Annotated in this window: 23 protein-coding genes; all 23 read left to right on the top strand. The window is 57.2% G+C overall.

The window, feature by feature from the left end; genetic code table 11:
- Position 1: 1 nt before the first annotated feature.
- The 23 genes from JY96_RS21435 to JY96_RS21335 all read left to right on the top strand — a co-directional run bounded on the left by JY96_RS21435 (position 2) and on the right by JY96_RS21335 (position 20,646).
- Complete coding sequence (locus JY96_RS21435) at positions 2–775, top strand: DsbC family protein (protein ID WP_035044193.1); 774 nt, start codon at positions 2–4, stop codon at positions 773–775.
- A gap of 31 nt (positions 776–806) precedes the next feature.
- Positions 807–1,499 carry a TraV family lipoprotein gene (locus JY96_RS22670; RefSeq protein ID WP_052163015.1) on the top strand — a complete coding sequence of 231 codons (693 nt, stop codon included), beginning with the start codon at positions 807–809 and terminating at the stop codon, positions 1,497–1,499.
- The gene (gene traC, locus JY96_RS21425; RefSeq protein WP_052163014.1) at positions 1,499–4,117 is read left to right on the top strand and encodes a type IV secretion system protein TraC; all 2,619 of its coding nucleotides are present in this window, start codon (positions 1,499–1,501) and stop codon (positions 4,115–4,117) included. Before JY96_RS22670 ends, traC begins: the two co-directional genes overlap by 1 nt.
- Positions 4,114–4,509 carry a hypothetical protein gene (locus JY96_RS21420; protein WP_152606690.1) on the top strand — a complete coding sequence of 132 codons (396 nt, stop codon included), beginning with the start codon at positions 4,114–4,116 and terminating at the stop codon, positions 4,507–4,509. Before traC ends, JY96_RS21420 begins: the two co-directional genes overlap by 4 nt.
- Before the next feature lie 2 nt (positions 4,510–4,511).
- Positions 4,512–5,057 carry a S26 family signal peptidase gene (locus JY96_RS22665; RefSeq protein WP_052163013.1) on the top strand — a complete coding sequence of 182 codons (546 nt, stop codon included), beginning with the start codon at positions 4,512–4,514 and terminating at the stop codon, positions 5,055–5,057.
- Between the two features lie 9 nt (positions 5,058–5,066).
- On the top strand, positions 5,067–5,702 hold the full coding sequence (traW, locus tag JY96_RS21410; RefSeq protein ID WP_035044189.1) for a type-F conjugative transfer system protein TraW: 636 nt from the start codon (positions 5,067–5,069) through the stop codon (positions 5,700–5,702).
- 10 nt (positions 5,703–5,712) lie between these two features.
- Positions 5,713–6,189 (top strand): hypothetical protein, encoded by a 477-nt coding sequence (locus tag JY96_RS21405; protein WP_035044186.1) that lies wholly within the window; start codon positions 5,713–5,715, stop codon positions 6,187–6,189.
- Positions 6,186–7,190: a TraU family protein gene (locus JY96_RS21400; protein WP_035044184.1), complete on the top strand. Its 1,005-nt coding sequence runs from the start codon at positions 6,186–6,188 to the stop codon at positions 7,188–7,190. Before JY96_RS21405 ends, JY96_RS21400 begins: the two co-directional genes overlap by 4 nt.
- A gap of 8 nt (positions 7,191–7,198) precedes the next feature.
- A complete protein-coding gene (gene trbC / locus JY96_RS21395; RefSeq protein WP_052163011.1) occupies positions 7,199–7,846 on the top strand; it encodes a type-F conjugative transfer system pilin assembly protein TrbC in 648 nt (215 codons plus the stop codon).
- Between the two features lies 1 nt (position 7,847).
- Positions 7,848–9,857, top strand: a complete 2,010-nt coding sequence (locus JY96_RS21390; protein ID WP_035044182.1) for a conjugal transfer protein TraN — start codon at positions 7,848–7,850, stop codon at positions 9,855–9,857.
- Positions 9,851–10,711: a conjugal transfer protein TraF gene (locus JY96_RS22660; protein ID WP_052163010.1), complete on the top strand. Its 861-nt coding sequence runs from the start codon at positions 9,851–9,853 to the stop codon at positions 10,709–10,711. Before JY96_RS21390 ends, JY96_RS22660 begins: the two co-directional genes overlap by 7 nt.
- A gap of 19 nt (positions 10,712–10,730) precedes the next feature.
- Complete coding sequence (locus tag JY96_RS21380) at positions 10,731–12,227, top strand: conjugal transfer protein TraH (protein ID WP_035044180.1); 1,497 nt, start codon at positions 10,731–10,733, stop codon at positions 12,225–12,227.
- A gap of 15 nt (positions 12,228–12,242) precedes the next feature.
- The gene (locus tag JY96_RS21375; RefSeq protein WP_035044178.1) at positions 12,243–15,263 is read left to right on the top strand and encodes a conjugal transfer protein TraG N-terminal domain-containing protein; all 3,021 of its coding nucleotides are present in this window, start codon (positions 12,243–12,245) and stop codon (positions 15,261–15,263) included.
- Between the two features lie 3 nt (positions 15,264–15,266).
- Positions 15,267–15,707 (top strand): hypothetical protein, encoded by a 441-nt coding sequence (locus JY96_RS21370; RefSeq protein ID WP_035044175.1) that lies wholly within the window; start codon positions 15,267–15,269, stop codon positions 15,705–15,707.
- 43 nt (positions 15,708–15,750) lie between these two features.
- A complete protein-coding gene (locus JY96_RS21365) occupies positions 15,751–15,978 on the top strand; it encodes a cold-shock protein (RefSeq protein ID WP_035044164.1) in 228 nt (75 codons plus the stop codon).
- Positions 15,979–15,992: 14 nt separating this feature from the next.
- Positions 15,993–16,436 (top strand): hypothetical protein, encoded by a 444-nt coding sequence (locus tag JY96_RS21360; protein ID WP_035044161.1) that lies wholly within the window; start codon positions 15,993–15,995, stop codon positions 16,434–16,436.
- A 250-nt stretch (positions 16,437–16,686) separates the two neighbouring features.
- Positions 16,687–16,881 carry a hypothetical protein gene (locus JY96_RS23425; RefSeq protein ID WP_152606688.1) on the top strand — a complete coding sequence of 65 codons (195 nt, stop codon included), beginning with the start codon at positions 16,687–16,689 and terminating at the stop codon, positions 16,879–16,881.
- A 101-nt stretch (positions 16,882–16,982) separates the two neighbouring features.
- Positions 16,983–17,351: a hypothetical protein gene (locus tag JY96_RS21350; protein WP_035044157.1), complete on the top strand. Its 369-nt coding sequence runs from the start codon at positions 16,983–16,985 to the stop codon at positions 17,349–17,351.
- A gap of 21 nt (positions 17,352–17,372) precedes the next feature.
- Positions 17,373–17,549, top strand: coding sequence for a hypothetical protein (locus tag JY96_RS24090; protein WP_235334068.1), 177 nt, complete (start codon positions 17,373–17,375; stop codon positions 17,547–17,549).
- 117 nt (positions 17,550–17,666) lie between these two features.
- Positions 17,667–18,020 carry a hypothetical protein gene (locus JY96_RS21345; RefSeq protein WP_152606687.1) on the top strand — a complete coding sequence of 118 codons (354 nt, stop codon included), beginning with the start codon at positions 17,667–17,669 and terminating at the stop codon, positions 18,018–18,020.
- Positions 18,021–18,129: 109 nt separating this feature from the next.
- Complete coding sequence (locus JY96_RS23675) at positions 18,130–18,615, top strand: hypothetical protein (protein ID WP_161784390.1); 486 nt, start codon at positions 18,130–18,132, stop codon at positions 18,613–18,615.
- 76 nt (positions 18,616–18,691) lie between these two features.
- Positions 18,692–19,138 (top strand): antirestriction protein, encoded by a 447-nt coding sequence (locus JY96_RS21340; RefSeq protein ID WP_052163009.1) that lies wholly within the window; start codon positions 18,692–18,694, stop codon positions 19,136–19,138.
- A gap of 74 nt (positions 19,139–19,212) precedes the next feature.
- Positions 19,213–20,646, top strand: coding sequence for a DNA cytosine methyltransferase (locus tag JY96_RS21335; protein ID WP_035044154.1), 1,434 nt, complete (start codon positions 19,213–19,215; stop codon positions 20,644–20,646).
- Positions 20,647–20,859 lie beyond the last annotated feature (213 nt).

Raw genomic sequence — 20,859 nt, 5'->3', positions numbered from 1 at the left:
AATGATCAGGAAATTCGCAACCAAGCTTGCCTTGGTACTGACTGCCACGCTTGCAGCAAATGCCGCCTTCGCAGAAGCGAAGCAATCGCCCGCAGCCATGGCGCTTCAGAGAAAGCTCACGGCAGAGTACCCGAACACAAAGTTCACGTCCGTGGTCGAGGCCCCTGTGAGCGGCCTGTTTGAGGTCACCATGGGCACCAACGTCGTCTACATGGACGATAGCGGTCGGTACTGGTTCTTCGGCAACGTGTTTGACACGCGAGAACGAAAGGATCTGACTGCCCAACGCAAAGACGAGGTGGGTGCCTCCGCGCAAGAGGACGGCGGACGTGTTGACTTGTCCAAGCTCAACAAGGCGCTGGCAATCAAAACCGTGCGAGGCAGCGGTCAGCGCGTGATGTACGTGTTCTCTGATCCCAACTGCGGCTACTGCAAGCAATTTGAGCGTAGCACCGAGGCGCTCACTGACGTGACGATCTACACGTTCGTTGTTCCATTCCTGGGCGACGACTCGTATTTGAAGACCGCCGCCATCTGGTGCAGCAAAGACAAGCTGGATGCTTACAAGAAGTGGATGCTGGTTGGCGTGGCGCCTGAGCAGCGTTCAGGGTGTACAGCTCCAACGGGCGAGTTGGCACGCATGGCCACGGCTGTCGGGATCCAGGCAACGCCCACGATCATCTCAGGCGATGGCCGTGTGCAAGCGGGGGCTATGGGTTTGCAAGCCTTGAACGCGTGGCTCAACAACAGCCGACAAAACGTGTCGCTGCGCTGATCAACAGGACATCGTCGGAAGGATCTAGATCATGAAAACGAACTACCGCGCCGGGACTGCCGCGCTCCTGATTGCAGCGGGCCTGACTGGTTGTGCTGGGGGCCTCAGCGGACTCAATGCTGACAATGGGTTTCGATGCAAGGCGCCGGACGGCGTGATGTGTACTTCTATGGCGGGAATCTCGGCCAACCTGAGAGCGAACAACCTGCCAGGTCAGCACACCAAGACCCGCTCAGAAGACGATGGCAAGAAATCCTCTGGAGAGTCGCAGCAGTACGGGACGGCCAAGATTGGCGTCCCCGGTAGCCGGGGTTACGCCTTGGCTCCCGGTGCGATTCGATCTGAACCGGAGACCATCCGCATTTGGGCTGCGTGGTGGGAGGACGACGAGGGCGATCTGAACGAGGAGAGCAAGGTCTACCTCGTTGTGAATCCAGGGCGCTGGCTGATCGAGCATAACGCTCGACAAGTCGAAGATGAATATGGGCCTGCACGAATCTCGTCTGCAACGCCAGGTGGCGCGAATCGAGACACGCCGATTAAGCCTCCAGGTACAAGCGTCAACACGCAGGCTGGTGCTGGTGCCGCAGGACAGCTGAAAAAGGCCCCTCAAGCCATCGGCGCTGGTGCAGTAGGCGCAGCTGGTGCTCAGGCTCTGCCTCAGACCCTGCAAAACCTCGCGGAGACCATGAAGATGGTTCAAGGTCAGCAAGGGGGTAACTGATGCTCAGCGCCATCAACGAGTGGATCGCAAAGGTCACCAAGGGCGGGGAAGAGCCAGAACCGACATCGAAACCCTCCCAGTACGAAATACCGGGCGAAATTGACCCGAGTGATCCTTCGGTGCGATTCGGCAATTGGTTGCCGTATCGGGTGTTCATGAAGAACGAGCAGGTCTTCAAGAACATTGATTCAATCGGATGGTGCATGGAGCTTCTGCCCCAAACAGGGGCAGATATGGACATGGCAAACAGCCTCAAAGGGTTGTTCTCGGCATTGCCGACAGATGCCTGCATCCAGATCGGCATGTTCGCGCATCCCCACATCAAGGACAAGCTGATCCAGTACGCGACGATGAGATCGGAAGATGAGGACATCGCTGATCGCAATCTGAGCGCAGGTCGTCCGACACGAAACCAGAACCTGGGTCGCGTGCTTGCACGCCGCCGCGTACAGCACCTCATGAAGGGCGCCACAGGCTCAATTACCCGTGGTGCCCCCTTGATGATCCGCAACTTCAGGCTGGTCCTGTCGCTGACACTGCCTGGCAGTACCACTGACACGCGCAACCTGCAGGATTTGCTCAATTTGCGCGACCAGATCAGCGCCACACTTACCGCAGCAGGCTTTGCTCACAAGGTGTGGGATGCCGCGGATCTCATCAACTGGTGCGCTGACCTGGTTAACCCTGGTCGCCTGCTGGGTGAACGCGTGTTCGCGACATACGACGACATGCGGCAGATCAACGAGCAGATCGTGTTCCCTGACACGTACACCAATTGGCATGATCCCACGCAGATCCAGTTCCGACAGCTGGGCAACGACGCCAACCATCTGAGCATCAGAACGATGTCGGCCAACAAGTACCCAGAGACCATTGGGCTCTGGGAAATGGGGGCTGTGGTCGGAGACATGTTCGAGACGTCTCTTCAGGTGCCTTGCCCGTTCTTGGTGGTCATGGGCTGTCACGTCCCTGATCAGGCAGCTGAGAAGTCCGCTGCAGTGACGAACGCGGCCAAGGCGGATGCCGACTCAAAGACTGACTTCGCCAAGTTGTCGCCTTCGATGAGCGACAAGGCCAAAGAGTGGCAGCACACATTGCGTGCGGTGACTCGTGGCGGAAAGCTTCTCAATGCGTATCACCAGGTTGTACTGTTCGCTAAGCCTGAGCAACTGACACGGGCCACCAATGCCGTGCGCGAGGTCTGGAGAAAGCGCAACTTCGAGATCATGGTTGACGGCTTCATGCAGCGCCAGGCCTTCCTCTCCTGCATGCCAATGCGCCTGACAGGCGGATTCGCAATGGAGATGAAGGCGTTGTCGCGTATGTGGCCTAAGACTTCTGGCAACGCTACACACCTCGCACCAGTCCTGGCTGAAGGGAAGGGCAGTGAAACCCCGGTGATGATTGGCGTAGGTCGACGCGGGCAGCTGGTCACCTTCGACTTTTGGGATAACCGCATCGGCGGGAAAAACATCTCGGTTGTCGGTTCTACTGGCTCAGGGAAATCCACGCTCCTTCAGGAAATTGCCTCTTCCTACTGGTCAATTGGCACCCGAGTGCGTGTCTTTGAAAAGGGGCGAAGCTTTGAGCGGATCGCGAAGCGGGCAAATGGGCAGTTCATACGCTTCAACAGCGCGTCGAAGGTCTGTATCAACCCCTTTTCCATGGTCACCAAGCCAGTGATGGTCGACGGCGAACTGTGCGGCGGCATCAACGACGACGTGGCTATGCTCCAGCCAGTGCTGGCCAAGATGGCTTCCCCTACGCACCCGCTGGACCCAGTGGTCTACGCCACACTCGCGACCGTCATCAAGGAAGAGTACGAGAAGAATCCGAAGATGACCGTGACGGATGTCTACCTCCGCTACAAGAAGGGTGCGTTATACGAGGGTGAGCCGGTTCAGCAGCGGTTCTTTGATATGGCCTACATGCTCGCACCGTTTACCAAGGGCGGGCCGTACGAACAGTTCTTTGAGGGTGAATCCACTCTCAACATGAACAGTCGTTTCGTTTGCTTTGAGCTGGAAGACCTGTCAAACAATCAGCACCTCAAGGGCGTGATTGAAATGATCTTGCTCTACCAGATCACGCAAGAGATGCTGATGGAGCGTACCTCGCGCAAGATGTTCATCATGGACGAAGCCAAGGATGCCCTCGCAGGCAACGGGCCTAACGACCAGGCGATGAGCGAGTTCATTGAAAAGCTCTATTTGCGGGTTCGTAAGTACCACGGCTCAGCAGTCACAGCGACGCAAAGCATCGACCACTACTACGCATCAGTCGCAGGCGAGTCAGTTTTCAACCAGTCCGACTTCATCTTCCTGGGGCGCCAGTCCAAGCAATCGATTGCAGCAGCCGCCAAGAGCGAAAAGTTCGTAATGGACGAAGGATTAAAACGACTTTTGGGGTCGCTTGCTGGGGAGGAAAACGTATACAAAGAGTGGTACGTCCAATCACCAATTTACACAGGCGTTTTCAGGCTATTCATCGATCCGGCAACTGGTCTGCTTCTCTCGAACCGTGCGGAGGACAACGTGCCTCTCGACACGCGAATTGAAGCTGGCATGGATGTTGACGCAGCCATTGAAGACGTATTGAGGGAACGCGGGCTCGCATGACAGCACGACACATCATTCAAATGGCCATGATCGCATTCGTGGCTTCGACCATCACCATGGTTGCCTACGACCGCGTAGCGGTCAAACCGAAGCTGGCCAGCTTGCCGAGGCTGGCCGTCATCGATGTGGGTGCCATCTACAAGGCCATGCAAACGCGCATTGCGGACGATGTGATGGCCAAGAACAAGTCGCAGGGGCCAGAGGCTGCGGCCAAAGCATTGGCCGAGGGCCTTGATGTTCGGATGGCAGAGAAGGTGGGGGTCTATGTGGAAGAGGTCGCGAACACCTGTGATTGCGTACTGCTTGCAAAAGGCGGTGTCATGTACGGGGCAAGCACATCTCAGCAAATGCCCGATTACACGAAAGTCGTGATGAAGAAGCTGGGGCTGTGAGCATGACGACGGAGATGATTGCCACCGCTGAAGGTTCATTCCGTGAACGTCTGTCTGCTTGGTGGGCAGATCGGGCACCGAAGGCCCGCAAGCGCCTTCCTTACGCCGTCATCGGCCTGCTGATGGTCTGGACCTTCAGCCAGCACTTTGCTCTGGCCTGGGTGGTGACCGAGAGCGTGGGGGCAACGATGGCACTCGTGCAGAAGGGGGTTCCACCACACAAGGGGGATCTCTTCGTTTTCGCGTACAGCGGACCAGAGCTTGGCAACCATCGTAAGGGCGAGGTGTTCGTCAAGTATCTGGCTGGCGTTCCTGGCGACAAGGTGGAGCGAGAAGGGCGTAATTTCTCCATTGACGGGAAGGCTCTGGGCACTGCAAAGACCCACTCCCTGGGCGGCATCCCCCTTGAGGCGTCACAGCCAGGCGTTATCCCGCCTGGCTATGTATACGCCTTCGCCCCGCACAAAGACGCTTTGGACTCGCGTTATGCAGTCCTGGGATTGGTGCCGCAGTCGGCGGTGATCGGTCGTGCTATCAAGCTCTGGTGAGGTGGCTGTATGACCCCTCGCATAGTCGCTGTTGCAGTCCTCATCGTTGCGCAATGGTCGTGTGGCCAGACTCAGGCGAAAGACCTCGGGCGCGCTGGGCCGGTATATGAGATTGCCGAGCCAGACCTGCTACAGGACATCACGAACACCCTGAAGCAAAAGGAGGCGACGGGGGAGCTGCAGAAGATCCAGCAGGAGTACTCGCGCAGAGCAATGAACGTGATTGAGCACCCGACACCTGTGTCAGGACTCACAACAACCTTCAAGAAGAAGGTTTTCTGGTACGACCCGACTGTCGTCGTGGAAGAGAACATCGTTGATGGCCGTGGCGCCATCATCGTTCCTGTTGGGACACGAAAGAACCCTCTGGACTACGTCACGCTGAAGCGGAAATGGCTGTTTATCGACGGCCAGGACGAAAAGCAAGTTCGCCTGGCGCGTGCCGCTGTGGAGGACAAGGGCGATGCCGTCAGGGTGGTACTGACCAACGGTGCGCCGCTTGAGTTGTCGCGGCGATGGAAGTGGCCTGTGTACTTTGACCAGCACGGGATCTACGTTTCCACGTTTGGTATCACCCACGTCCCGGCTTGGGTTGAACAGGACGGTAAGCGCATTCGAATCACTGAAGTTCCTGCAGGCCTTTGAGGACACATCCATGCCCAAACTCAACCCGTTTTCGATTGTCGAGAAGATCAGGCTTGCTTTCTATCGCCGCTGGGATCCAGCATTCTTTGAAGAGTTCCAACGTGTGCATCGTCAGCGAGAGGCAGTGAGGGGGACGAAGGCCGAAATGTGGCTCATCGAACCGGCATCGCTGATGACCTGGCTTGTGGCGCGTTTCGCCTTGATCCTTGGCTGTGCGCTTGCTCTGTGGGTCGCCATGGGCATCTATAGCCAGCATCCCGCAGGCCGCAATATGCAGAGCATGGCGGAAGCGTTCGCGAAGTACGCTCAAGCCGTGGGGGCTGAGGGCCTGAGGACAGACTTCACCAATTGGTCAGCGATTGTGCTCTTTTCGGTCACCATCATGGTGATGGTCGCGCCTGGGTTCGTCTTTGGATGGAAAACGCCGGTTGACCGTATCGTGCAGAAGCGTCTCCTGGCATTGCCTGCAGGTGGGGTGATGGCGTGAAGCGGCTGATTGCCAAGATCATCCTGGCCGTCATTACAGCGGCCTGCTCCATGGGGGCTTCTGCCACGGAAAAGAGTCCACTTTGCCGTGGCAAGTTCATGAACATGATCAGCGATGTTTGCTGGGAGTGTGTCTTTCCAATCAGCATCGGCGCAGCTCAGATCGCGATTGGTGGCCAGAAGGACATTGAGAATCCTCCAAGCCCGATTTGCATGTGCAAGTTCCCCGTTCCAGGCCTGTCCATCGGATTCTGGGAGCCTGCGCGCACCGTCGAGGTGGTTCGCTACCCGTATTGCATGGTCAGCCTCGGTGGCATCAACATCGATACAGGCGGCTCGCCTGTAACCCACGGTCGAGAAGGTCGACTACGTGACGAGGCCAACGGTGGACCAGGTTGGTCGGTATACCAGGTGCATGTCTATGAGACGCCCTTGCTGGGCGTCCTGGGCCTGGGCTTCGATGGCATCTGCTCATCATCTGGCGGGATCGATCTCAACTTCATGACCGAGCTGGATCCATCCTGGGATGACGACGAGCTGGCCGCAGTGATCGCCCCTGACGAGGCTCTTTTCGCCACGCCAGTGGCCCAACTCGCCTGTCTTGCTGATTGCGCCATGGCGAACATGAGCTTCGGTATCCAAGAGATGTACTGGTGTGCTGGGTGCAATGGCTCCCTGTTTCCATTGAACGGGCACGTCCAGTACCACGTCTCGGGCGCACAGGCCTCCAGCCTCTTGATGCAGCGCTTTCTGACCAAGATGCACCGACTCGGCCTGGCAAAGAGGTATCACGGATCGCAGGCGCTATGTGGTCCCGTGAACGACATGATCATGGATAAGCGGGCATACAAGTCGAATATGACCTACCCGATCCCCTACACGTCAGGGTGTCAGCCATTAGGACGCACAACCGCGATTTGGGCGACCGGCAAGGAGTTTCCCATCGCTGGCGAGGACTTCGCGTACATCCTTTTCCGCAAGCGCAATTGCTGCGCGTATTGAGGCCGCTCATGAGCATCAAATTCGAAGCAGCGTGTGCTGCAGCTCTGCTGGTTTCTTCACATGCCTGGGCGCAGGGCGCCGCAACTCTGGGAGAGGAGTGGCGCATGCCCAGCAATACCGCTATCCAGGCCGCGCCTAAGCCGGTGATGCCCAATATCGATATTGCTCCTCAGGGAGCGGCGGGTCAGAAGCCGAGACTTGACCTTGAGGCCTTGGCCAAGCAGTACCAGGCCATGCAAAAGCCGAAATCGCCGACGCAAGATCAGGATGCCCGTCCACGTGGGTTGCTTGCGTTCATCAGCTTTTCGATGCCCGAGGACAGCATCAAGCGGATTGTCAGCCAGGCGCAGGCCTGCGGTGCCGTTCTTGTCATACGGGGGTTCGTGGACAGATCTATGCAGAAGACTGCCGCGAAAGTTCAGCAGGTGCTGGAGGAGAAGAAGGTGGCCTGGATCATCGATCCCAAGTCGTTCATCGCATACCAGGTCACTGCGGTTCCTACCTATGTGCTGACATCGCCGAACGGTGAAAAGGACGCCAGCTTCTCAAAGCAGGTGGGCGACGTCACCATTGAAGACTTCCTTGACGCAGTGCGCCTGCAGGACAAGCAGATGGCACCCACGGCAGCGTCATACCTGAGGAAGATCAGAGGTTGAAATGAGCTGGAGAAAAGCCTACGCCCTGATCTATGCCGGTGCACTGCTCACCAGTGGGCTTGCCATGGCGGATGCCACCCAGGATCAATTCGATTCTGGAAAGAACCTGGCCAACAAGATGATGGGAAGCGTCAATGATGGCGTTTCCAATGGCTCTACGGCAAGCAGCCTGCAAAGCTCGATGCCGGGATTCAACCCGAACCCGCCTGAAACAGCTTTGTACGGGAACTCAGAAGCGGCAGCGGCTCAAGCGCAGGCGTTGAAGGACAAGTGTGCCAGCCAGGGAGCGAAGCCAAAGGATCCTCAGTGCGCGGGGATCAAGCAGTCTCAGGTGAGCGTGCCAAAGGGCACGATCAAGCTCGATGACCCCGTGCTGAAAGGTCAGGCCGTGGCCAACAACCCGATGGCATTTCTGGGGAACGTCAGCAAGGCTTACTCTGGGTGCAACGTGACGGACGCTCAGATCACCACGCCTGCCACCTACACGGACATGTCCTGCTCAGTGAATTTCAACTTCTGGGCTTCCAAGGCTGCGTGCAATAGGACCAGGACGGTCGTGCCCAAGGGCGCGTTGAATTGTGATCCTGGCCAAATCATCGCTTCACAGACTGTCTATCGCAACGGGATAGACATCATGTATGCGCAGGCGGTCTGTCCAGCAGGGCGGACGGATGGCCGCATGGAGTTCCGCGTCTATGCCCACGGCTCTGACGGGGCGTGTATTGGGTGGCAATCGTTCCTCGCCGACATGACACACGCGACATCGCCTACCGTGGTTGCGCACCTGGCTCCTGACTGGGTGGACGGCTGTAAGTACATGAATGTCTATACCTCGGGTCTTGGGTGTCCAGTTGGCGACGGGAACTGCAACCAGACGATTCACTTCGAATGGCCTGGTCGTGAGGCATACGACGCGGTGATGAACTTCCAGAAGCCGAAGGAACTGCAACCGTATGAGGGCATCTCTGGCTGTGAGAGCTACGAGAACCTGATCGACATTCAGGCTCAGAAACCTGATGGCCAGCCGTCATTGCCTCTGGACCAGCTGATGGGGCTTGGTGCTGCAAACCAGAACAAGAGCTATTGCTCCAGAGACACCAGCACGTGCATTGATGGGCCAGCAACCAAGAACATCAAGGGTATTGATGTGTACAGAGCGTGTTGGCAGTGGGCCAACAAGTACACATGCGGGGATCGTCTGGCTTCTTCTACGTGCGACCCGATCTCTCTCAAGGGTTGCGCGCAAGTGGCCGGGAACTCATGTGCCTCGAAAGACGTCAATGGCAACTGCACCAGCGTCACAGAAAAATACCAATGCGAGGCCACGCCCGCCAAAATCTCAGGGTCTGCAACCTGCACTGGCGGTTCGAGCTTCTGTGAGAACGGGTCTTGCTATGACCAGACATACACCCCGAACACTGGCATCTATCAGTCGGCTGCGATTCTGGAGGCCATGAAGCAGGCATCGAAGGATTTCAGTGCCAGCGGGGGCAATCCCATTGTGTTTGTTGGCAAGCAGGAGAAGTGCTCGGATGCAGCAATTGGTCTCCTGAATTGCTGCAAGCTGGACTCCTTCCTTGACCCGGTCAATCCCACGCCTGCTGATATCGCTACCCTGGGATGCAGCACGGAGGAAAAACAACTTGCGGTGGAGAAAGCTCTAGGGAAGTGCCACACATTCGACTCATTCTGTGATTCGTGGTTGAAGGTCGCGGGAAAGAAGGTTGCCTGCCTTCACAAGAGTCAAAACTCATGCTGCTTTGGTTCGAAGCTCGTTCGGATCATTCATGAACAAGGGCGCCCACAGGTAGGCCGCGACTGGGGGGCTGCTCCGGAAAACCCTGACTGCTCGGGGCTGTCCATTGAAGAGCTGCAGCGAATGGACTTCGCTGCAATGGACTTCAGTGAATTCACCAAGGACTTGAAGATCACACTGCCGGACGTTTCTGCCACGCAGAATTCAGTTCAGAGCAAGTCTTCGAGCTGCTATTACGGAGGCGGGAAATGCTGAAGGCAGTGCGGCAAAAGTTTCTACTTTTGGCATTGACGGTATGCGCATCTTCGGTGCTGGCTCAGGCGCAGCAGGAGACTCAGACGGAGCCACAGGTTCACGCGATTGAACGTGGCCAGGACGGCTGGTTTTGGTACAAGGATCCGAAACTTGCGCCAAAGGCGAAGCCTGCCACAGCAGCGCCCACGCCAGAGGAGCCTGCGTCGGCGCCAAAACACCCTGCGCTGGTGCGGATGGAGGCCCTGCAGAAGGAGCTGAACGACAGCATCCAGATCGCCATCATGGAACCCACTGAGGAGAACATGAAGCACTTCCTGGCGGTTTGGTATGAGGTGCGCAAGAAGTCGTCTGACTTCGCTGACATCGGGCGCACCATCGCATGGGCGAATCCTCAGTTCAGCGCGACGTTGAACGGCGGGAGGCCGACTTCCCCTATCGCAACGCGGATCCACGATCAAGAACGTGCGTCACTTGCCGAGCAGCGAATTCGAGGGCTCGCCCAAACCCATGGCATCTTTTTCGTCTTCCGTAGCGATTGCAAGTATTGCCACGAGTTCGCGCCCATCCTGCGGGAATTCCAGCAAAAGTATGGATTCAAAGTATTGGCTATTTCCCTTGATGGCCAAGGCATCCCTGAATATCCTGATGCGCGACCTGACAACGGCATGGTCGCTCGCGTTATCAAGGACATGAAGTTGCCTCCTGGGGAGTTCCGAACTCCCTTTACTGCATTGGTTCGCCCCGCGATGCGCGAATTGATGCCCATTGGTTTTGGCTTGATGAGCGGAACCGAGCTGGTTGAGCGAATCGACAAGGTGGTCGAGATCCGGGATACGCAAGTCGCCAAGAAATGAGCAGAGGGGTATGTAAAGCATGAACACGAAGCAGCAAAGTGGCAAGGCAAGGAGATTGCTCCTTACGTCGGTAGCAGCCGCAGCAATGCTCACCCCGATCACCTATCCAGTCGGCCAAGCGGCGGCGCTGGATACGCAGATGGAGAACATGTTCAAGTCCATGGGTGGGACCGCCACAGTTGACGGTCCTGGGGCGTTTCGAAGCCAGTCGATGGGCGTGATTACAGGGGGCGAGGTTCAATGGCGGATTCCAGCAAGGAACTACCAGCTGGCCAGCATGACTGCACCCTCTCTCTCAGCTGGTTGCGGTGGCATTGATGCTCGCCTTGGTTCGTTCTCGTACATCAATGAGGACAAGTTCAAGGAGATGCTGCAATCCATCGGCGATGCCACGGTCGGCCTTCTCTTTCAGGCAGCGCTGTCATATCTCAGTCCGCAACTCAAGGGGGTGCTTGACACCCTTGAGTCCATCACACGGTTCGTCAACAAGGCCAACATCAATTCCTGTGAGGCCGCGCAGAGCCTGGTGATGGGCGCTACTGGGATGATCACGGGCAGCGACACCCAAAAGTGCATCATGGGTCAAATGATGAAGGGCGTCGACTACAACAAGGCGCAGAACGCCTGTAAGGACAACGCGGGATCAACCAACGTTGCACAAGCAGCTGATCCAAAGACAAAAGATGTCGCGCCTCACGACGCGAATCTCATGTGGGATGCGCTCGCCTCGACCACGCTCACCAAGGATGAAAAGGAGCTGTTCATCAACCTGGTGGGCACGGTTGTGCGCAGAGTAGCGAAGGACGACACATCCGGGTCGAAGCTTCCTCAGCGACGTGAGCCGACAATCTCCAGCCTCAAACTTCTCCTTGAAGGGAACGAGGATGCTGCCGGAGGGAAGGTCAAGATCAAGAACTGGTGGCGCTGTGTCGCCGACACATCTGATCCGACAGGCAAGCCCTGCGCCGACGTTGCGGTCGATACCACCAACCCTGACGAGACCATCGAAGCGTTTCCTTCGAAGGTCGAAAAGCTACTGAATGCCTGGCGTGATGCCCTGGCCAACAACGTCAACCCTGCTCTGGCTGGCAGCGACACGCTCAAGCTGATCAACAACACACGAATCCCGGTCTACAAGATTATGGCCCTGGGGTACTGGGCTCCGGATACGTCGCTCACAGACCAGCTCATCCAGCGCTACAAGCGCGCAATCGGGTATGACTTCGCATACGTGTTCTTGACAGCGCAACTGCGCGATGCGAAGGGCTACTTGAGCAACGTCAAGCCTCAGGACACCGTGGAGGATGAGAACCTGAGAGAGCTGCGTGCCTCGATTGATCGACAGCTGGCTGCATTCGACTCAGAGCAGCGCAATTACCTGGCTCAAGAGCCCGCGATGAACGCCATGATCGACAACCTGGAGCGCATGGATCGCCAGTTCCGCACGACGGGATCACCCCGCATTCGTGAGTTCATCGGGAACTCCTTGGCCATGGCCAAGGCAGCGCCTCGGTGATCGGCAGGAGGCGGCATGGCGTTTAGCAATGAGGTCTACGCATACGGCAACGTCGATGGCCTAGTGGGCATCCTGACGGCGGTGAAGCTGATCATCGGTGCCAATGAGTACCAGGACTTGATCCGCCTTGGGGTCATCATTGGCTTCATTGTTGTTTCGATTGCATCGCTGATGCCGCAGCACTGGGCAAAGGGATGGAAATGGCTGGCCCAGGTGGCGGTGCTATCTGGGATCGCATTCATACCGAAGACCGATGTCACAGTGATTGACCGATTGGGTGTGCAACCAGCGCAGGTCGTGCAAAACGTGCCATGGGCGTTGGGCGTGCTCTGGTCCATCAAGTCTAACGTCGGAGACACCATCACCTCCCTGTTCGAGACAGGCTTCCAGTCCATCCCGACCGATGCGGCGATGTCCTCATCGCTTACATACCGGGATCACGGGATGATGTTTGGCAACAAGCTCATTGCCCAGCACCTGAGTTCGATGTGGGTTTCAGGTGACGTCGAGACCGATGTGACCAACTACATCAAGAACTGCTTCATTCCGGTGGTCGGAAAGCTTGTCACTGAGGATGATGTTCTCAATTCGGGTGTGGGCCTCTGGGGCCTGATGGGTAACACGAACGCGGCGCTCTTCACGACGTATCACAAGGATGTCTTGCCATCTGGGACTGTCGTCACCGTTGCGGATTGCAAGAGCGCGTACACATACCTGAACACCAAGGTGGGGGCGGACGTCACACGCCAAATTGCAAAGCTTGCCCCCTCGTTCTATCCCACCCTGACCGTGGCCATGGCCCAGGCAGCTTTCGGGACAGACCTTGTCGCAGCCATGACCAAGGCCAAGCTGGCGACTGCAGCGGCGACCGCCAACGACTTGATTCTCTCCAGCGCGCTCCGCAACTCGTATGGTGCGGCCAACGTGGCGAATTCAGTTGCTGCGGGTGATCAGGCCGCGATGCTCCAGGCCTACTCAAAGGCTCAGGGAACCGCATCCATGAACGCCGCATTCGCAGCGGAGGGCTCTTACGCTGAGGAGGCCCTGCCCATCATGCGCAACATCACAGATGGCTTGCTGATGGGTGTTTTTCCGCTCGTCGTCATTTTCCTGCTGATGTCAGAAGGCCAGATGGCAAAGAGGCTTGCAGTCGGCTATCTACTGACCGCAGTATGGGTTGAGCTGTGGCCCCCCATGTTTGCGATTGTCAATTTCATGGCGACTACGTCTTCTGCCCGCGAGCTGGCAGCTGCTGCTTCTTCTGTTGGGGGGCTCACCCTTGAGAACGCCACTGGCATCTACTCGGGGTCGATATCCGCTACAGCCATGGTGGGCAAGTACCTGAACATGGTGCCTTTCATTGCGGCTGCGGTGGTGTTTGGCATGGATCGCCTAGTTTCCGGTGGCGGTTTGACGCGGGCTCCAGTCGATCAAGCTGCGTCTTCTGCAGGTGAGGCAGCAAAGGGCAATGCTTCTGGCGGCAACGTGAGTGTTGATAAGCGCTCGATGTCAACCGAGGAGAGCAGCCCGTACATGCGCAAGATGGACTACACCAACGGCATGGTCTACAGCGACTTGCTCAATGGTGATTACCGAGCTGACGTTCGCACAGGGAGCAATCCTCAGTCGGTCGACGTCACTCGGGATCTGAGTAGGCGCTGGACCGACCAGTCGGCGCTAGCTCAGGCCTCGGCCAATACGCTCAACAGCAATTTTGAGCGATCCATTGATGCCTCGTTCAACGACGTTCAGGCTCTTTCCAAGGGGTCAGGCCTCCAAAATACGAAGGTCAACGGCGTAGCCTTCCAGGACATGAACTCGGCAGGTGTCACCAGCTCTGAGGTCGCACAAACCACGCGCAACATCGCTCAGAAACTTGGAATTGACGAAAAGACAGCCGTTGAGATGGGCCTTACCGCATCTGTCGAAGCTGGCCTCAAGCCAGGCGGCTTGGTTGGTGCAGGTCTGAGCATGATGGGGGTGAGCCTCCAGGCGAAGCTGGCAGCTGCAGGGCGTACGACAACAGCCGAGCAGGTCACTCAGGCTCTGGAGTCGGGTGTCAACTCGCTCAAGCAGATTGGCACGCAACGCAAGCTCGATGCCGTCACCTCCTACATGACATCTGATGACTTCAAGAGCGCTCGCAGCAGCAACCGTGAGGCAACTCAGCGTGTCGATGCTGGGCTGAAGGAAGCAGTGGGCGCACGAGAGGGGGCACACGCCAAGTTCGAAGAGTCAAAACGCTTCCAGTCTCTTGCTGAGAAGGCAATGGTCGTCAGCACTCGGTGGTCGACCTCAAACACGATTGACCTGAACAACTACCTCAAGCAGGAAGGCATTACGCCTGGCGCTGCGTCGTACGATCAACAGAAGGCTGAGGCAGCTGTCCTGAAGTGGTTGCAATCGAGCGAGGTGTTCCTTGACGATCACAACAAGCCCTTCTTATCGTCAATCGGTGCACAAGGCCCGCGAGCAGTGGCCACAATGCCATCTGGTTCTTCGAGCTACGCGCCGGATGCCCGAGGTGAGAGCCCGTTACTTCAAGACTACGACCGGGCTCGTGGGGAGCTTGCAAAACAGGTACCTGGCAAGCCGACAAGCGCACCGGCAGTTCAAGCGGCTAACGATGCGAACGTGGCCAGAGTGCGGTCAGCCCAGAGCAAGCAGGGACTGTCTCCGAATGATGTGGTGAGGGACAACAAGCTATCTGAAGAGGCGAAGGCCGCGAAGGCGAGGGCTGAGGAGCAAATTGCCGCCACGCAAACTTCCACCGAAGAGCAAAGACAAGGCACCCGAGAAAAGATGGATGAGCGGCAAGGGAACTTGAACCCGCTTCACTTGCAAGACACCTCCAAGCTGGCACAAGAGACGCCGTCCAACTTTGGGATGGGATCAGGGGCCTCGCGCAAGATCCCTGGTGGGCAAGGTCCGGCCACAGGCCCCAGTGGGCTCGTTGACTTGATCCCTGGCCCTACAGATGAAGCGCGCAAGGCTGCAGAGGCCGCACAGAAGGCCCAACAGTCAGGAAGAAAGTAGCCAATGGATAGGTATGCGCTGATCGTTGAGGCCATGGTCCTCATGGCCAGGCAAACCATCCGTGACGTGATTTTCAGGGATGGACCCGAAACCGAACAGCCAGACGAGATGTATTGGCAAGCGCTGTCGATCGCCAACACGCTGGGGGAGCGTGACGCCAAGGCTCAATTTGTAGATCCGACGTTGTCACTTAGGGTGCCGTTCAGTGATCCAGATTTAGCCCGTCAGTATGAGTACGCGCACAACATGGTTCTGGATGAGTTGGCAATGGATGCTTGCCATCCAGGCAATTCGTCAGGGCATGTTTTATATTGCCCCAAGGGGTGCAATGTGCTCCACACAACCCTAGGCTACTCCGAATGCGGTGCATGTGGCGCGCTCATGACATCGGGGAACGAAGATCAGTTTTACGATGCGCTGATAGCGGCAGGGCAGTGTGCGTAGCAGCGGCATCACCAGTGCCTTACAGACGTCGAAAGGGGGGGGTATGAAGATTGGGCAGGTCAAATGGTTCAATGACGCCAAGGGATATGGGTTTATCGTCGCGGACGGTGAGGACACCGACGTGTTCGTTCATTTCAGCCAAATCGTCATGGATGGATTTAGAACCCTGAAGGAAGGCATGCGCGTTCAATTTGAGCCCCAGCAGCATGATCGTGGAGTGATGGCGTTGCAGGTCCAGGTGTTGGACGACGCCATCAATGCCATTAACTGAAGGGCCGGATCACTATGTATCGGATTCACTTCTTCAACGACCAAGGAAAATACCAAGTCCCCATCTATCGAGAGGAGGTGAAGGCCACTTTGGAGATTGTCTTCACCTACAAGAACTTGGTCCCAGGTATCAGAGTCACTCAATCTGATGAGGTGGTTTTCGAAACCGAGTTCGGTCGGGTGGTTTGGCCGGAGATTGAGCAGGACCAGCTCGCTGAGGTTGAGCGGGCCTTTCCTCCAGCACCGAAAGCCTCAGCGCTTGACGCATTGCCTGTCTACATGGCCGCCATTGATCGGGCTAGAGATGCGGATCTGGACTCACGTGAGCCTGCCTTTAACCAGCTTCGTTCAGCAGAGGTGCCCCTTCTTGCCTACGCTGCCAGTGAGGGACTGAATTTGAACCATTACGCATATCGTCAGGCTGAGGAAATCATCTACGAGATTTCGGAGCAGCAGTGAGCCGCGTGGGTCTCGACCATCAGCATCAGATGGTCTAAGATTGCAGAATGAATCTGTTGACCGTCAGTTACGGTCGGTGTGCTGCACCTTACGCAGCGCCCTGAAACACGAGAACGGCTCCCGAAAGTCTCGTGGACCTCATCCACCAAAGCTGAGGCCTGGAGTGCGATCTGTCTGTAACCCCATGGGGAAGTTCACCTTCCCGCTGGGGGTCGGTGCTTCCCCTTTTTCTTTTCATAGGAGAAGCACCATGTCATTTGCAGCCCGCCATGCGGTGCGTGATCTGCACGTCGCCGCGACGACCCGCCAGGTCATCCGTCACTTGCGCCAAAAGATGCGCCCGGAATGTCTGCAGGATCGCCGAATGCGTAAGTCTCGCCACGATTTCTATCGTGATGCGTTGACAGCCCACGCGGAAAACGTCCAGCTGTTCCAAAGCATTTGAAACTTAACTGTTAGGCCTACAGCCTAGCCACATAACCCGAGCGGGATTCGCATACCCGCCAGGGTCATGCGTTGATCGCTCCAAAACAGGAGTATTGATGTATGACCATGAAAGACGTGCAGGATCTGCGCGGGCTTGAAGAACTCTGCGAGTCCCTCTCCGAGGGTTCCCCTGAGCGCAAAAAGTTGGAGAAGCTCATTCTCGACCGAAAGCGTGAACTCAAGGGTCAAGCAGAGGCTTTGCAAGCCGTCGTTGATCTGTGCGACAAAGCCGCGCTGCCCTTGGGTGCCGCGGTGCCTGGAGCCGTGTCGATCCTCGTATCTGCAGGCCTCCTAGATGACCCACGAAAGATTTGGTTTGCCTTGTCGTCAGTTGCCGGTGGATTGCTCTGGGCAATCTTCCGCGTCCTGGCGTATCGAGTAGCCATATCTGCCCGTCTGGAACTTGCCCAGATCGGCAAAGTGGACTAAATTCTCAGAAAGAGGAATGCAATGCATACGTTGGGATTTTCCATTGTGACAATTGGTCTGGTGGCAGTTTTCGCCACCATTGGCTGGCACGTCTACGGCGGTCTGCGCCTCAAGCGTCAGGTTGATCGTGACTTCCAGCTCATGCGTGCTTTTAACCGAGCACGCGAGGCCAGGATACTCTCCAGCATCTCTCGCTGAGCCTTCAGCGCCACCCTCTCAGCCCCCCAGCGCGTCAAGCACTCGGGGGCTTTGTTTTTCTACCCACGGCGGGACATGATCCCGTTTGGGGCGTGTCCTGTCTTTCAGGAGCACGCTATGCCGAACCTTCACGCGCAAGCACTCGACTCGACGCCTCATGCAGGGCCTACGTTCGACCGAGGCGGCGCTTTCTGGCCAGAGATGGGGGACAAGTCACCCATCTGCTTGTTTAACACCCAGTACCTCTACCGAGGCTATGCGGTGTATTGGCGCGAAGAACACGATGACCTGGCTCGAAAGACGCTGAAGGCTCATCGGATTCGAGCCAAGAACCTGGAACTGCGCACCGTAGCTGAGCACCAAGCTGCCAAACGGCTGGGTTGTTCGGTCTACAGCGCGCTGATTACCTCGGCCGCACACAGCAAGCTCCGCGAAGCTGGCTTGTGCGCAATCACCGTTTTGCTGGACTGACCATCCGGTTGAACTTGGCTCAGCACGCTGAGCAAGGCTATCCATCACCAACCCTGCAGGGAGTCTCATCCCTGCAGGGAGAGCTTCCTGCACCGCTTTAGGAGGCTCTATGCCCATCACACCTCGTCTGTCTCAATCGCTGATCACCGAGTCGTCTGCACCAGGTGCTAACCGCCCACTCACGACATTGGAGCTGCGAACGACGTGCACCCCCTGGGGTGCTCCCGACTACGGCTACGTGTACTTGCCTGGCATCACGCTCTATGGCACGCCCAGCCATGGCGGGTTTTACCTTTCGCCGGTTCGCCTGGCTGCTCTGCCTCCTGTCCTGGCCAGCTTTCCCACTTTCTGTGGCGAAGCAGGCTGGTTCGAAGAGGACTGCGACTGGTGCTATGCCGTGCTGGGATACCCGCGTGTTTTCGAGCCCAAGCGCGTTGTAGCAGCCTTCAAGGGAGCGACAACGCATTGCCTCAAAGACGAGAAGTACCAAACGGTGGCCCGCTGGCTTACTGACTCGACTGACCCAGATGCTGCATTCCTGCGGGACTGGGTTTCCTCTCTCAGCTCTGCTGGCACTGCATCCGCAGCGGCCTAAGCACGTCACACCTCATCAACTTTGCCTACCCAGCCTTAGGCCATGGGCGGGCTCTTCCTACTTTGAAAGGCTCATCATGAGTGAAATCCTTGAATCTGTGAAAGCGAACATCAACGGCGAACTGCATGGCAACGCCACGTTGGTGTCGGCGCCGCATCGAATGGCCTTCCTGCCCAAACTCTTTGGGAACGGCCTGTACCTCAAAGGTGAGGGCATGGTGTTCGACTTCATGAGTGGCATGTCCGAGCAGTACACGGGCGGTCACTGGGAGTTCGTCAAGATACCCGGTGGAGTCGGCTACATGAGGCCCGCTGCCCACGGCTTGTACAAGCTCACCAACACCATGAACGGCTGGGATGGCGAAGTCAGCGGTGACGCTGCCGGAATCATCATGACGCTCATGGCTTTGAGCCATCTGAGCTTCTCAGACCGCACCGACACATGCGCCGAGAACTTCCACACCTTGCGCGACTTCATGGCTGACCACCCTGAAGCACGTGAAATCTACCGAGCAATCGACTGATCGCTCCTTCTGAACTTTCCAGACCTGGCCAGGCATTCCCGAGAGGGGGCCTGGCCTCCTCATTAGGAGTGATCATGGATAGCTATATCGTCAGGGCCATTGGCTCGAATCGTGGTGCCCGACGCATCTACATTGATGGTGCTGTACTGGCGAGAAGTCAGTTTGTACCAGGCACTACTTTCGACATCGAGGCCTGCCCCAGTAAGAGGACTTTAATTCTGCATAGGCGAGAGAATGGATCTCGCGTGGTTAGCAAGAAGCGCAAGCACGGAAGCCAAGATGTCGCTCCGGTGATCGACATCAACAGCAATGGCATGCTCTCCACACTTGGCGCGGTGATGGTCGTTCGAATAACCATCTCTGCCCTGCAGATCACCATCACGCCGTTGGCCAGCGAACTTTCCAGGCTTGACCGCCTAGAAAGGCTGAGCAGATCTGTGGATGCGGGGCGCCTGCAGGTCGGAAGCATTGCGCATGGAATCGGTGTTCTCGCGCACACTGCGCACCAAGGGCTGAAGCGGGCAGAGCTTGACGCGGATCTGGCCGTCGCAGTGGAGATCAACGCGGACTGGCTGAACCAGGCAATCGAGCACAACCCGGCATGGTCTTCAAAGACCGTCGCTGTTGCAGCTCCGATGCAAGAGTATGCCCAAGACCCACAAAGCAGAGGCTTCAAGGTCGACGTCGTGGAACTGGGCATTCCCTGCAGTGGAGCATCGGTAGCAGGCAAAGCAAAGCGTGGTCTCAAGAGGATGGAGTCACACCCTGAAGTTGGGCACCTGGTTGTACCGGCGCTCATGTTGATCGCTGCTTGGAATCCTGCTGCTGTCGTTCTAGAGAACGTCAAAAGCTACTCCAATGAGGCGAGCGCAGATCTTCTCAGGTCGATGCTTGCGGACATGGGATACCACGTCCAAGAGACTTGTCTGACCGCAACGTACTTTGGCGAGTTGGAGCGTCGAGAGCGATGGTTCCTGGTTGCTGTGACCAGGGGTATCGCCTTCGACATCAACAGCGTCACCTCTGACATTCATGAGCGATATCGCCAGGTGCGGTACGTGAGTGAAGTGCTGGAGGATGTAGCTGACGACTCGCCGGAGTGGTCTCGATTCGACTACCTGCAGATCAAGGCTGAAAGGGATGCGCAGAAGGGCTCCTGCTTTGCCTTGCAGACGGTTGACGAAAGCGACATCGAGGTGCCTACCTTGCGCAAGGGGTATCAGAAGGCGGGTTCTACAGACCCACTTCTGGCACACCCGACCAAGCCAGGCCTCAAGCGCCGCTTCAGTGTTGTTGAGCATGCTCGGCTGAAGGGGCAACCTGACTGCCTTGTCAAAGGCATGGGCATCGTTGATGGTCATGCGGCGATGGGGCAATCGGTTTGCTTTGAACCCGTAGCAAGGTTGTTTGAAGAGCTGGGGAAGGCTCTTCGGCACTGGGCCAGTACAGCCCATGCCGACTCTTCTCCAAAGGCTTTGCGGTATTCGGTGGCAACAGCCACCGGCTGATTCGCGAAGTGTGGCCACCCGGATCGTTCTACGACCGGGTGGCTTTTTTATTGGAGAGTTCAGCTGGCCAAGTCCAGCACCTCACAGATGACGTCAGCTCCACCACACTGACCTTTCGCCGGATCAGCCCGGTGGACCGCCTCTTTTCGACGCGTAGCACTTCCACCCGATCTGGCCAGGGTGCGCTTCGCCATGTCCTCACCCGGTCCCTGC

The organism is Aquabacterium sp. NJ1 (genome assembly GCF_000768065.1).
GTDB lineage: Bacteria > Pseudomonadota > Gammaproteobacteria > Burkholderiales > Burkholderiaceae_C > Aquabacterium.
The sequence above is the reverse complement of the archived record's forward strand: the minus strand, read 5'-3'. Positions and strand labels throughout refer to the sequence as shown.

Bases quoted from the DNA above. Each gene is read 5' to 3' on its own strand.
- JY96_RS21435 (WP_035044193.1), top strand. From the start codon at position 2: ATGATCAGGAAATTCGCAACCAAGCTTGCCTTGGTACTGACTGCCACG.
- JY96_RS22670 (WP_052163015.1), top strand. From the start codon at position 807: ATGAAAACGAACTACCGCGCCGGGACTGCCGCGCTCCTGATTGCAGCG.
- traC (WP_052163014.1), top strand. From the start codon at position 1,499: ATGCTCAGCGCCATCAACGAGTGGATCGCAAAGGTCACCAAGGGCGGG.
- JY96_RS21420 (WP_152606690.1), top strand. From the start codon at position 4,114: ATGACAGCACGACACATCATTCAAATGGCCATGATCGCATTCGTGGCT.
- JY96_RS22665 (WP_052163013.1), top strand. From the start codon at position 4,512: ATGACGACGGAGATGATTGCCACCGCTGAAGGTTCATTCCGTGAACGT.
- traW (WP_035044189.1), top strand. From the start codon at position 5,067: ATGACCCCTCGCATAGTCGCTGTTGCAGTCCTCATCGTTGCGCAATGG.
- JY96_RS21405 (WP_035044186.1), top strand. From the start codon at position 5,713: ATGCCCAAACTCAACCCGTTTTCGATTGTCGAGAAGATCAGGCTTGCT.
- trbC (WP_052163011.1), top strand. From the start codon at position 7,199: ATGAGCATCAAATTCGAAGCAGCGTGTGCTGCAGCTCTGCTGGTTTCT.
- JY96_RS21390 (WP_035044182.1), top strand. From the start codon at position 7,848: ATGAGCTGGAGAAAAGCCTACGCCCTGATCTATGCCGGTGCACTGCTC.
- JY96_RS22660 (WP_052163010.1), top strand. From the start codon at position 9,851: ATGCTGAAGGCAGTGCGGCAAAAGTTTCTACTTTTGGCATTGACGGTA.
- JY96_RS21380 (WP_035044180.1), top strand. From the start codon at position 10,731: ATGAACACGAAGCAGCAAAGTGGCAAGGCAAGGAGATTGCTCCTTACG.
- JY96_RS21375 (WP_035044178.1), top strand. From the start codon at position 12,243: ATGGCGTTTAGCAATGAGGTCTACGCATACGGCAACGTCGATGGCCTA.
- JY96_RS21370 (WP_035044175.1), top strand. From the start codon at position 15,267: ATGGATAGGTATGCGCTGATCGTTGAGGCCATGGTCCTCATGGCCAGG.
- JY96_RS21365 (WP_035044164.1), top strand. From the start codon at position 15,751: ATGAAGATTGGGCAGGTCAAATGGTTCAATGACGCCAAGGGATATGGG.
- JY96_RS21360 (WP_035044161.1), top strand. From the start codon at position 15,993: ATGTATCGGATTCACTTCTTCAACGACCAAGGAAAATACCAAGTCCCC.
- JY96_RS23425 (WP_152606688.1), top strand. From the start codon at position 16,687: ATGTCATTTGCAGCCCGCCATGCGGTGCGTGATCTGCACGTCGCCGCG.
- JY96_RS21350 (WP_035044157.1), top strand. From the start codon at position 16,983: ATGACCATGAAAGACGTGCAGGATCTGCGCGGGCTTGAAGAACTCTGC.
- JY96_RS24090 (WP_235334068.1), top strand. From the start codon at position 17,373: ATGCATACGTTGGGATTTTCCATTGTGACAATTGGTCTGGTGGCAGTT.
- JY96_RS21345 (WP_152606687.1), top strand. From the start codon at position 17,667: ATGCCGAACCTTCACGCGCAAGCACTCGACTCGACGCCTCATGCAGGG.
- JY96_RS23675 (WP_161784390.1), top strand. From the start codon at position 18,130: ATGCCCATCACACCTCGTCTGTCTCAATCGCTGATCACCGAGTCGTCT.
- JY96_RS21340 (WP_052163009.1), top strand. From the start codon at position 18,692: ATGAGTGAAATCCTTGAATCTGTGAAAGCGAACATCAACGGCGAACTG.
- JY96_RS21335 (WP_035044154.1), top strand. From the start codon at position 19,213: ATGGATAGCTATATCGTCAGGGCCATTGGCTCGAATCGTGGTGCCCGA.